Below are 11607 nucleotides of genomic sequence, written 5' to 3'. Positions count from 1 at the left end.
AACCACATCCGCCAACTCGAAGCCCTCGGTTACGCGGTAACCCTCAACCCTGCCGCGTGACCCGCACAGCACCACCGCACACGCGTGCACCACACCAGACGCACGTCACCTTCATTTTCGGATTAGCGCACTTGGCAGAACAGCCCCGATCTCTAGCTCACCGATCACGTGATTCACTGCGGCAACGTAGTCGTCGTGGCGCAATTTGATCACCCGCATGCTTGAATCCCGAACGACGTTCTCCACGGCGGGATCGCCGCCGGCGCTGTCGATCTCGCGGGTGCCAGCCTTCACCTGATCCGTGATGTCCGACTGGGTTTGGATCAAGACGGCGCCGAGAAGTCGGAGCCTGCCAAGGATGAACTCCTGCCCGCCGGTTGCGGTAACGGCAGCCAGTCGCGAGGTGACGTCGGCGATGTTCGGCCACATCCCAACTTCCACTAGGTGATACGGATCGGCGGGCATGTCGCTGACGCCGACCGGACGGTCACACGGCAATGAATGCGTCTCCCATAGCCGGGCCAGCCCCGGCCCGGACATCGTCGGCGGGACTGGGAACACCGCGGTCGTGGGATGGCGCGTCGCCCCGTGACCGTATTGCGCCCAACCCGCGCAGCCGGTCACCAATGCCGCCGCCGCGGTGACGACGGAGGTCGCGGTGACCAGTCGCGCTAAGGGTTCTGCCACTCGCCGACGTCATGGGAGATGCCCGATGACGGAACGTAATTGACCTTCAGCGGCGTGACGCCCTGTGGAAATTTGAACACAACGCAGCCGGTGGTGGAGGCGCCCGCGGCGAGCAGGAACCACCCGTCCACGAAGTCCTTGCACTCGGTCACGGTGGCGAAATCGGCCCGGTAACTCTGGTTGTCCGATCCGACCGTTGAAACATCGCTGTTGGTGTTACCCACGATGGTCGACGTTCCGGCATTGGTGATCTTCAGCTTGGTTGCGATATAGGTTTTGCCGGCGTCGCCCCAGCCGTTCGGAACTGTCGCCGGGTTGATGATCTGCAGCAGCGTCACCGTGATCTTTTGCCCGCCGATGCGCATGAGGTTGAGCGTGTCGCCGACGTGCGCGACCGGTTTCGACGCGGGCGGCTGTTGCGTCGGCGGGGAAGCCGGGTGATCGCTCGCTGTGGACTTCTGCGTCGAACAGGACGCAGCCAGCAGAGCCAACACCGACAGTGTCACCACGGACCGTTTCATGTCGCCTACCTCGCAACCGAAAACCGCATGCAGCTCATAGAGTCCTCCACGGGCCCAGTCTGCCGCAAGCAGAACCGCACCGACCGAGACCGACGGGAATGGTGTACGTACCTCTGGCGTTCTGTATACGCTGCTAGCGATCCACAGGTTCCGACGGCCGCGGCAACGGCAAGGGCGGAGGATTCGAGTGACCAGAGTGCTCAGACGACACTGGGTACCGCTGGTTTTCGTCGTCGTGCTCGCTGTTTCAGGCATCCTCATCGCACGGCTGCACAAAGTATTCGCGTCTGCGGACCTCAACGCCAACTCGGGCGCGGGGGTCGAGATTGTGCAGTTCAACCCGAAGTCCATCGGCTATGAGGCCTTCGGCCCGCCCGGGACCACCGCCGATATCAACTACTGGGATGCCGAGGCGAACGTCCACCAGCTCAACGACGTACCGCTGCCCTGGTCGTACACCGTCGTCACCGTCCTGCCGGCGGTCGAGGCGACCATGATTGTGCAGGGCAACAGCGGCCAAATCGGCTGTCGGATCAAAATCGACAATGAGCTCCTCGACGAACGACGTGCCGTCGGCGGCAACGCCCAGACCTTCTGCCTGGTGAAATCCGGATGACGGAAGACACCGACGCACACAACGACGCGCACGGCAAGCGGCCGTTCGTCGCGCACACCCTGCGTATTTTCGCGCTGCCGATCATCGTGTTCTGGGTGGCGCTCACGGTCATCGTGAACATCTTTGTCCCCCAATTGGAAGTGATTTCCGAGCAACACTCGGTACCACTGGCACCCGTTGATGCGCCGTCGATGAAAGCGATGTATCGCGTCGGTTCTAATTTCAAGGAATACAAATCCAACAGCACGGTGATGATGGTCCTGGAAGGCCAGCAACCGCTTGGCGAGGCCGCGCACCACTATTACGACGCGATAGTTAAAAAACTACTCAACGATCACGAGCATATCGAGCACGTCCAGGATTTCTGGAGTGACCGATTGACCGCGGCGGGCGTCCAAAGTCCCGACTCAAAAGCCTCCTACGTCCTGCTGAATCTCGTCGGTAACCAGGGCGAAACGTTCGCCAACGAATCCGTGAATGCGGTCCGGAAGGCGATCGCCGATACACCGGCACCTCCCGGGGTGAAGGCGTATGTCGCCGGACCGGCGGCGCTCACCGCGGATCTGCGCGCAATTGGCGACGCGAGCCTGGTGAAGATCACTTTGTTTACGATCGGCGCGATCGCGATCATGTTGCTTATCGTCTACCGATCGCTCGTATCGATGCTGATACAGCTTTTCTTGACGCTGCTCGAATTGGCTTGCGCCCGCGGAGTTGTCGCGTTCCTTGGGTATGCCAATATCATGGGGTTGACGACGTTCGCGGTCAATATCATGGTGATGCTGGCCATCGCCGCCGGCACCGACTACGGGATATTCCTGATCGGCCGTTATCGAGAGGCGCACCTGTCCGGTCAGGATCCCGTAACCGCCTACTACACAACCGTTCGCAGTGTCACTCCCGTCATCCTGGGTTCGGGGTTGACCATTGCCGGAGCCTCGGCAACTCTCTACTTCACCCGGTTACCCTACTTCCACAGCATGGCGATACCCGTCGCAACAGGCATGATCGTCGTTGTCGCTGCCGCGCTCACCTTGGGACCCGCTGTGGTTGTGGTGGCCAGCCGTTTCGGGCTGCTGGTACCGAAAAACTTGAAGCCAGGGACATTCTGGCGCCGGATCGGCACCGCTGTCGTGCGGTGGCCCGCGCCGATCATGGTGGGCAGCGGCGCGGTCATCCTGGTCGGTCTCGCCGCCCTGCCGGGGTTCAGGCCGGGTTATGACGACCGCCACTATCTGCCGAAAGAAACCCCCGTCAATGTCGGCTACGCCGCCGCAGAAAGGCATTTCACTGCCGCAAGGATGGCCCCCGATATCACGATGGTCGAGGCCACCCATGATATGCGAAATCCGGCGGACATGCTGGTTCTGGATCGGGTTGCGAAAAATATTATGCGGGTTGTCGGCATCGCGATGATACAGGACATTACCCGGCCGTTGGGAATTCCACTTCAGCACAGCTCGGTGCCGTTTCAACTCAGCGCGTCAAACCAGCTGATCATACAGAATATCAAATCTCTGAAAGACCGCGTTAAGGATATAGACGCTATATCATTTCAGCTTGACAGGGATATTAGCCTGATAACGCAAATCTATACCCATCTGGAAGAAATCGACAAGACCACTCATGACCTCGCCGGCGTGACGCAGGACACCACGGCTGTGACCGATGAGATCCGAGACCATTTCGCGGATTTCGACGATTTCTGGAGGCCGCTCCGCAGTTACTTCTACTGGGAAAAGCATTGCTTCGATGTTCCCATGTGCTGGTCATTCAGATCGCTATTTGAGTCGCTGGATGGAATAGACAAACTCAGCGAAAAACTGCACTTGCTCTCCACCGACGTAAGCCGCTTGGATTTTCTCCTACCGCAAGTGACCGAGCTGCTGCCGGCGGTAATCGACACCCTGAATATCCTGCGGGGGCTCGTGGTAACGGTGCACAGCACGCTCGACGGATTCGTCAACCAATTGGAGGACCTGAGCGATACCCAAATCATGATGGGTCAAAGTTTTGACGACTCCAAGAACGACGATTTCTTCTACCTGCCGGCCGAGGCGTTCGACAATAAAGACTTCCAAACCGGGCTCAGGCTGTTCATGTCGCCGGACGGCAAGTCCGCCCGGTTCTTTGTCACCCATCAGACGTACCCGGCCACGCTGGAGGGAATCAAGCGAGTCGAGCCCGAGCGAACGGCGGCGCAGGAGGCCCTCAAGCAGTCCTCCCTGTCCGGCGCGAAGGTGTATGTGGGCGGTATGGCCGCCCTCTACGAGGACATGCAAGACGGTGCCAAATACGACCTGATCATGGCGATCCTGGCATCGCTGACGCTGATCTTTTTGATCATGACCTTGATCACCCGAAGTTTTGTCGCCGCGGTGGTGATTGTCGGCACCGCGTCCAGCTCCATCGCGTCGTCCTTCGGGATTTCGGTGCTCATCTGGCAGGACGTGCTCGGCCAGCACATCTACTGGGTGACGCTTGTGCTGTCAGTCATCGTGCTGTTGGCGGTCGGGTCCGACTACAACCTGTTGCTGGTTTCCCGATTCGAAGAGGAAATCCACGTTGGACTCAAGACCGGGTATATCCGGGCGATGGGCGGCAGCGGTGCAGTGGTGACGTCCGCGGGCATTGTGTTCGGTTTCACGATGCTCGCGATGCTCGGCAGCGATCTGCGGGCGATCGGAATGTTCGGCACCACCGTCTGTATTGGGCTGCTGCTCGATACGTTTGTGGTGCGCGCGCTGTTCATGCCGTCGATCGCGACCCTGCTGGGTCGCTGGTTCTGGTGGCCGCAGGTTGTCAACCCCCGCGGCCCCAACAAGGTGCGCGGGATCGCGGCCCATGCTCCGTCCGAGGACGAGGACACCGACAAGTTGGCGCTCGGATCGCCAGCGCAGCAATAACCGGCCGCTTACTGACTTTTCGCGTCTACCAGCCCCCACGCCAAAGCGATATCGGCGTCGATCGTTTGACCGCTGAGCACCAAATAAGCTGTGCGCCAGCGGCCTATCCGCCGTGTCACACTGACGGTGCCACCCGCTCCGGGGATGAGCCCCAGACTCAGCTCGGGCAGCCCGAATACCGCGTCGGGCTGACAGAGCACGCGCCCGCAAAACGCTGCCATCTCCAATCCGCTGCCCAGCACCTGGCCGTGAACTTCGGCGCGGCACGCCTGCCCGAGCCGGGCGGTCAGCGCGTCGAGCACCAGCGCCGGGCTGTAGCGGGTGCGAGCCAGATGTGCGCTGGCGGGGTCGCGCAGCGTGCCGAACTCATCGAGGTCGCCGCCGCTACAAAACGACGGCCCCTTGCCGGTCAGCACCACCTCGTCGACCGACGGATCGAGTTGCGCGACGGCTAACGCCTCCAGCAGCGCGGCGCGGGCATCGGTGGAAAACGCGTTGTGGCGTTGCGGCCGATTGAACGCGATCCGCACCATGTTGCCGTCGCGGTGGGCCTGCACCGGATCGGCGATGTCTGGCAGGCGCGCCGGGCCGCGCTCGGCCAGCCATCGGGCGAACTCCGGACCGCCCTGCAGGGTGGAGTAGGCCAGCGACTCGGTCACCACGCCGACCCGCGTCGGGCCAGTTGGATCGACCGAGCGCAGCACGTCGTCACAGACCGCGGCGGCCAGCGGCCACCGGTCTACCCGCGCGGCCAGTTCGGCAATTGCCGCGTCGATCGACGGGACGGTGATTGCCCGGCGATCGTCGGTGTCGTCCTCGGTGAGGGTGAATGTCGCATGCTGCAGCCAGAATTCAGATGCATGGGTGAGCGGCCCGACGGCCACAACCGGGACAACGAATGGTGCAGCGTCGACGTCGGAGACCGGCTCCGACACGTCGAGGATGCGCAGCGTCACACCGAATACTTCTTCACCAGTTCGTTTTTGTACAACTTGCCGGTATCGGTGCGCGGCAGCTGCGCTTCGAATGAGATCGATCGCGGACACTTGTAGTGCGCCAAGCGGTCTCGCAGCCAGACCAGCAGGTCGTCGGAAAACTCATCGGTGGCATCCGCCGGGTCGACGGTCTGCACCACCGCCTTGACGCTTTGACCCATCTCGTCGTCGGGAATGCCGAACACCGCCGCGTCCAGCACCTTCGGATGGGTGACCAGGAGGTTCTCGGCCTCCTGTGGGTAGATGTTGACGCCGCCGGAGATGATCATGTGGTGACGGCGGTCGGTGAGGTAGAGGTAGCCGTCGTCGTCGACGTAGCCGACGTCGCCGACAGTCGTCCAGCCGTGACTGTCGCGGGAGGCCGCCGTCTTCTCCGCGTCGTTGAGGTACTCAAAACAGAACCCGCCCTCGAAGTAGATCTCTCCCGCTTCGCCCGGCGGCAACTCCTTGCCGTCCTCGTCGAGGATGTGAATCTGACACATCATCGGCTTGCCCACCGAGCCGGGATGCGCCAGCCATTCCTCGGCGCTGATCAACGTCGACCCGATCGCCTCGGAGGACGCGTAGTACTCGTCGACGATCGGCCCCCACCAGTCGATTATCTGCTTCTTGATCTCCACCGGGCACGGCGCGGCCGCGTGCATCACCCGCTCGAGGGTGGACACGTCGTACGAATTGCGAATGGAGTCAGGCAGTTTCAGCATCCGGGTAAACATGGCCGGCACAAATTGACCGTGCGTGACCCGGTGGCGCTGGATGGCCTCGAGACACCCTTCGGGATCGAACTTCTCCAGGACGACGGTCGTGATGCCGCCGGCCTGAGCGCTCATCGACCACACCGACGGAGCAGTATGGTAGAGCGGCGCCGGGCTCAGATAGACCGCATCGGGGTGCATCCAGAATCCGACCAGCGCCGACATCATGCCGGGCGCCTCGGCGGGCGCGACGTGCGGCAACCCGCGCTTGATCCCCTTGGGCCGACCGGTGGTGCCCGACGAGTACTGCAGCAGATCGCCTTCGGACTCGTCATCGATCGGCGTATCCGGTTGATCGGCAACGCATTCGGGGTAGCGCTGCCAGCCGTCGAGGTCAGCCTCTTCCTCATCCAAGGCAATCAGCAACATTGCAGGCAGTCCGCCGGGGAGGTGCTCGGCGAGGTTTTCGCAGGTCTTGCGCAGCGCAGCCGAGCCGATGATCGCCTTGGCCGCGCTGTTGTCGACGATGTAGGCGGCCTCCGGCGCGGTCAGGTGCGTGTTGATCGGCACGTAGTACAGGCCACTGCGCCGGGCCGCCCACATCACCGCGTGGATGTGCTCGTTGTTCTCCATCAGGATCGCGACGGCGTCGCCTTCGACCAGACCCGCGCGGCGAAAGTGGTGCGCCAGCCGGTTGGCGCGGATTTCCAGTTCGTCGAAGGTGACGACCGCGCCGGACGGATGAAGGATGACAGCGGGCGTGTTGGCGCCCAGATGCTCGCGAATCTGCATGCGCAGACTGTACAGCCGCCAAACTTGACAGGTGTCAAGGGCCTGGGTTGACCGCCGCGGATCGTTATTGCGCGGGCAGCTGTTCGGCCGGCTGATGCGGGTGTCCGCCATGCCGCTTGGCGCGACCGGCGAACGGCGCCATCAGCGTTGGGACCAGCTGGCGTCGATTGACTATCAGCGCGACGGCGGCCACCACCGCATAGGCAGCACTGAGCAGTAGCCGGCCCTCGGTCGAGGTGATCGGGAATTGCACGATGAACATGCCGAGTAGCGCCCAGGCGGCCCGGCGGCGGAACCGCAGGCCGAGGATCAGCGCCACACCCATCAAGGTCTGCGTGGCGGTCAGCACCATTTCCTCGATCTGGCGGCCGTCCAGTTGGATCGACGTGCCTCCGCCGCCGATCACGAATGCCACCGGCAATGACCCGACGAGCAGGGTCCATTGGTTGACCTTCGACGAGATCAACGTCGCGATCGCGATCGCGCCCTTGCCTCTCGCCGCGAAGATGGTGGCGATGATGAATTCCGGCGCCTCCGAGGACAACGGTGCCAGCCACTGCACCAGCAGGAAGCGATCGATGCCCAGCTGCGTGCCGGCGTCGATCAGGCCCTCGGCGAACGGTTTTGCACAGGTCACGATCACCGACGCGGCGAAAATGAACAGTACGGACACCGCGATGCGGCGTGCTCGGTCGGGAAGTGCGCCCAACGCCGCCGCGGTGCCGACCAGCTCAGGTTCTTCGACCTCGCCGCGGCTCAGCTTGTACAGGTAGTAGCCGAACCAGCCGAGCAATATCACCCCGAACGCGATGTGGATGCGGCCGGTCGCGGGTACCAGGAAGGCGGCCACCCCGGCGAACATCAGGAAGCCGATCTCCACCCGGTTGCTGACGTCGAGATCCAGTTCGCCGACTTTGCGGCCGTTGACCCTGCGCGCCACCAGCAGGCTGACCAGAACGACGACAGGCCACCCGATACCCATCAGCAGCCGATTCGAGCCGGTCATGTTCGCCGCGGCGTACTGGGTGTACTCGGGCACATGGCCTGCGGTGTAGGCGTAATACAGGTCGACCGCGTACTCGGGAAGGACGGCGATGACCCCCAACACCGCGACCGCCAGACCACCCGAGACGTCGATCTGGGCAGCTTCTGCGGCCCACGCCAGCAGGAAGCTGGCCGCGATCACAGCAGCGCCGTAGGTGAGCAGGCCCAGGATCGGACTCGGGTGGATGCCGGCGATGCGCACCACCAGGGCCGGGAGGATGAAGACGGCGACGGTCCCCAGTGAGCGGAACAACGGCCGCGACAGCGCGGCGGTAGTGGGGCCGGGGGCCGTAGTCGTCATCCTCACCCTTCAGTCGCCCGCAGCGTCGAAGCTGGAAAGGGCCTACCTTCACCCCCGTGAAAAGATACCGGCCGAGCGGTAATCCAGCAACGTAGGCCGTCTACGAAGAGATCGACGGCAGTGATTCAAATTTGCTGGTCAGACCGGCTGGAACTGGTAATTCGGCCACACGATATTTTCTATTCGGCTACCCTGATATACCCACAGCCCTCGAAGGAGCAGATCTTAGATCTGCCGCGCTGCGCCTCGTCAGCCGGGCCGCGCGATGGATGACAGCTAGGTGAAATCGGCACCCCCGTCCTGGCCGCAGACCTAACATGAGGTCGCCCGACAATCCCCAGCGTGCGGGGGTCCTCTGATGAACGGCGGCAAACTTGGCCCGCCCTCGGGCGTCGTCACGTTCTTGTTCACCGATATCGAGGGTTCCACCCGTCGGTGGGAAGCCGACGCAGACGCGATGCGTGCGGCTCTCGCGGTCCACGACGAGGTGTTGCGCGACGCCATCGAGGGGCATGCAGGCTGGTTGTTCAAGCACACCGGCGACGGGGTGTGCGCGGCGTTCGCGTCACCCCGTTGTGCTGTCGACGCCGCGTGTGCCGCACAGGCGGCTCTCGAATTGCCGGTGCGGATGGGGATCGCGACCGGCGAGGCGGAGTTGCGCGACGCGGACTACTTCGGCGCGGTGCTCAATCGCGCGGCGCGGGTGATGTCGGCGGGCCACGGCGGTCAGATTCTGCTCGACGGCGTTACCGCGGGTCTGCTCAGCGACGTCGATCTTATTGACGTGGGACCGCGGCGTTTGCGCGACCTCGCCAAACCGGTTGAGCTGTTTCAGGTCCGGGCACCTGGCCTGCGTACCGAGTTTCCGCCGCTGAAAACCCTGGACGCCACACCCGGAAACCTGCGGCCGCAAACCACCAGCTTTGTCGGGCGTGAGTCGGAACTCGCTGATGTCTCGGCGGCGCTGAAAGCACACCGGCTGGTGACGTTGGTCGGCGTCGGCGGCGTAGGGAAGACCCGGCTGGCGCTGGAGGTTGCCGCGCGGTCGGCACCCGACTTCCCAGACGGTGTATGGGTGATCGAGCTGGCCCCGGTCGGCGACCCCGCGGCCGTGCCCGATGCCGTCGCCGCCGTGCTCGGAATCATGCAGCAGCCGGGGATGAGCCTGGCCGACAGCGTTGCCGCCGCATTGGAGGGCCGGTCGCGCCTGCTGGTGTTCGACAACTGTGAGCACGTCCTCGATGCCGCGGCAGACATCGTCGACGCGATCTTCGCGCAATCGGCGACTGCGAAAATCCTCGCCACCAGTCGCGAAGGATTGCGGGTGGGCGACGAACAACTCTGGCCGGTCCCATCGTTGGATGTGCGCGGCGGCGTCGACTCGAGCGCCGCAACGCTGTTTGTCGAGCGCGCCATGGCCGTGGCACCAGGTACCGTGCCGGTCGACTCTGCCGTGGTGGAGATCTGCGAGCGCCTCGACGGAATCCCGCTGGCGATCGAGTTGGCTGCATCGCGTCTGCAGTCGATGACTGTCACGGAGGTACGGGATCGCGTCGATGACCGGTTCCGGCTACTAGTGGGGCGCCGGCGTGGGCTGGAGCGCCATCACACCTTACGCCACGCCGTGCAGTGGTCGTATGACCTGCTCGACGACGCCGAAAAGGCATTGCTGGCAAGGTGTTCGGTATTCGCGGCTGGTTTCGACCCGGCAGCCGCCGGCGCGGTGGGTGACTCCGGCGACGATTTCACCACGCTTGACTTGCTAGACGCCTTGGTGCGCAAATCGCTGGTGGTTGCCGGCCGGACGTCGGAGCGGACACGGTTTTCGATGTTGGAGACGATCCGCCAATTCGCCCAAGAGCAGCTCTTGGCTTCTGGTGGCGCCGATGGGGCTCACACCGCGCATGCACGTTACTTCGCCGGACGTGAAACCGATGTACTCGCCCTCTGGGACAGCCCTAGGCAGCTCGAAGCCTACACCTGGCTCGGCGTCGAGCTCGCCAACCTACGCGCCGCTTTTCGGTGGAGCGTGGATCACCATGACCTCGACACCGCGGCAAGCATCGCCGTGTACGCGGGATTCATCGGTGGTTTTATTGAACTGCACGAGCCCTCCACGTGGGCGGAGGAACTCATCGAGGCAGCCCGAGCCGTCGAGCATCCGCGGCTGGGACAGCTATACGTGATCGCCGCCGAGTGTTACCGGACGGGGAGAATTGACGACGCCGTCCGATACGCCGATGCGGCCGTGGCGATCATCGATGGCGGCCGGTTCGATCGGATGCTCTACGACTTCGAACCGACCGCTCTGGGTGGCACGTATATCACGATGGGCCTGTCCGATCGGTGGCTGGAGCTGTGCCGCAAGCGGTTTGCCCGCGGGCAAGGCATCAATACCTACAACCGGGCCGCTATGGTGATGGCCTTGATGACCGCTGGGGAGATCGACGAGGCCCAGGCTGCCTCAGACGACTTGCTGGCCGACGCAGAGACCACCAACGACCCCGGCGCCCAGTGCTTCGCGTTGCTCGCCTACGGATATGCCTGGCGTGACAGCCGTCCGCATGCCGCTTACGAAGCACTTCGCCGAGGCCTCAAAATCGCTCAGGACAGCGGCAACAAAATGACCGAGTCATATATCGCGGTGAACCTGTCAGGGCTTGCTGCCGCCCATGGCGCCCCGACGGAAACCCTCGACTTCTTGACCCGGGCGATCAACAACTTCTACGACACCGGCAGCTACGCCCACATGGTCAGCCCGCTAGGAGTCCTCGCCGCACACTTCGACCGGATCGGACAGTACGAGGCCGCCGCAACGATCGTCGGATTCGCCGCTACCGCCTTCGGACTGGCGACCTTTCCGGAGATCACCGCCACGATCGCGCACCTTCGAGAAGTGCTCGGCGACAACATCTATGAGTCATTGGCCCACAACGGCGAAAAGATGACGAACGCGAATGTCGCCCAATATGCACTTGAGCAGATCGAGCAAGCACGGGCGGAACTTCTGCCCGGCCGAGCAGACGCATAAGCTCCCGACGCGCCGTGCG

Annotated in this window: 8 protein-coding genes; 3 read left to right on the top strand and 5 right to left on the bottom strand. The window is 63.2% G+C overall.

Translation table 11 applies throughout. From position 1 onward, the window contains the following. Positions 1-111: 111 nt before the first annotated feature. Entirely contained in the window at positions 112-687 is a 576-nt protein-coding gene (locus tag ACLQI9_RS28615) for a hypothetical protein (RefSeq protein WP_442377461.1), read from the bottom strand. Further along, entirely contained in the window at positions 672-1193 is a 522-nt protein-coding gene (locus ACLQI9_RS28610) for a DUF4352 domain-containing protein (RefSeq protein ID WP_442377459.1), read from the bottom strand. Before ACLQI9_RS28610 ends, ACLQI9_RS28615 begins: the two co-directional genes overlap by 16 nt. Before the next feature lie 202 nt (positions 1194-1395). On the opposite strand from ACLQI9_RS28610, the gene ACLQI9_RS28605 reads away from it, so the two are divergent. Further along, positions 1396-1824, top strand: a complete 429-nt coding sequence (locus ACLQI9_RS28605) for an MmpS family transport accessory protein (protein ID WP_442377457.1) — start codon at positions 1396-1398, stop codon at positions 1822-1824. Continuing rightward, positions 1821-4730, top strand: a complete 2910-nt coding sequence (locus tag ACLQI9_RS28600) for an MMPL/RND family transporter (protein WP_442377455.1) — start codon at positions 1821-1823, stop codon at positions 4728-4730. Before ACLQI9_RS28605 ends, ACLQI9_RS28600 begins: the two co-directional genes overlap by 4 nt. A gap of 8 nt (positions 4731-4738) precedes the next feature. On the opposite strand, the gene ACLQI9_RS28595 is transcribed toward ACLQI9_RS28600, so the two are convergent. From ACLQI9_RS28595 to ACLQI9_RS28585, 3 genes are all read right to left on the bottom strand, one after another. Further along, entirely contained in the window at positions 4739-5686 is a 948-nt protein-coding gene (locus tag ACLQI9_RS28595) for an enoyl-CoA hydratase/isomerase family protein (protein ID WP_442377454.1), read from the bottom strand. Next, complete coding sequence (gene fadD4, locus ACLQI9_RS28590) at positions 5683-7212, bottom strand: fatty-acid--CoA ligase FadD4 (RefSeq protein WP_442392477.1); 1530 nt, start codon at positions 7210-7212, stop codon at positions 5683-5685. The genes ACLQI9_RS28595 and fadD4 overlap by 4 nt, the downstream gene beginning before the upstream one ends. 64 nt (positions 7213-7276) lie before the next feature. Continuing rightward, on the bottom strand, positions 7277-8557 hold the full coding sequence (locus ACLQI9_RS28585; RefSeq protein ID WP_442377450.1) for a sodium:proton exchanger: 1281 nt from the start codon (positions 8555-8557) through the stop codon (positions 7277-7279). A 358-nt stretch (positions 8558-8915) separates the two neighbouring features. Here ACLQI9_RS28585 and ACLQI9_RS28580 point away from each other — a divergent pair, with 358 nt between their 5' ends. Further along, positions 8916-11588, top strand: coding sequence for an ATP-binding protein (locus ACLQI9_RS28580; RefSeq protein WP_442377448.1), 2673 nt, complete (start codon positions 8916-8918; stop codon positions 11586-11588). Positions 11589-11607: the final 19 nt, after the last annotated feature.

Source organism: Mycobacterium sp. (assembly GCF_052143115.1).
Classification (GTDB): domain Bacteria; phylum Actinomycetota; class Actinomycetes; order Mycobacteriales; family Mycobacteriaceae; genus Mycobacterium.
The sequence above is the reverse complement of the archived record's forward strand: the minus strand, read 5'-3'. Positions and strand labels throughout refer to the sequence as shown.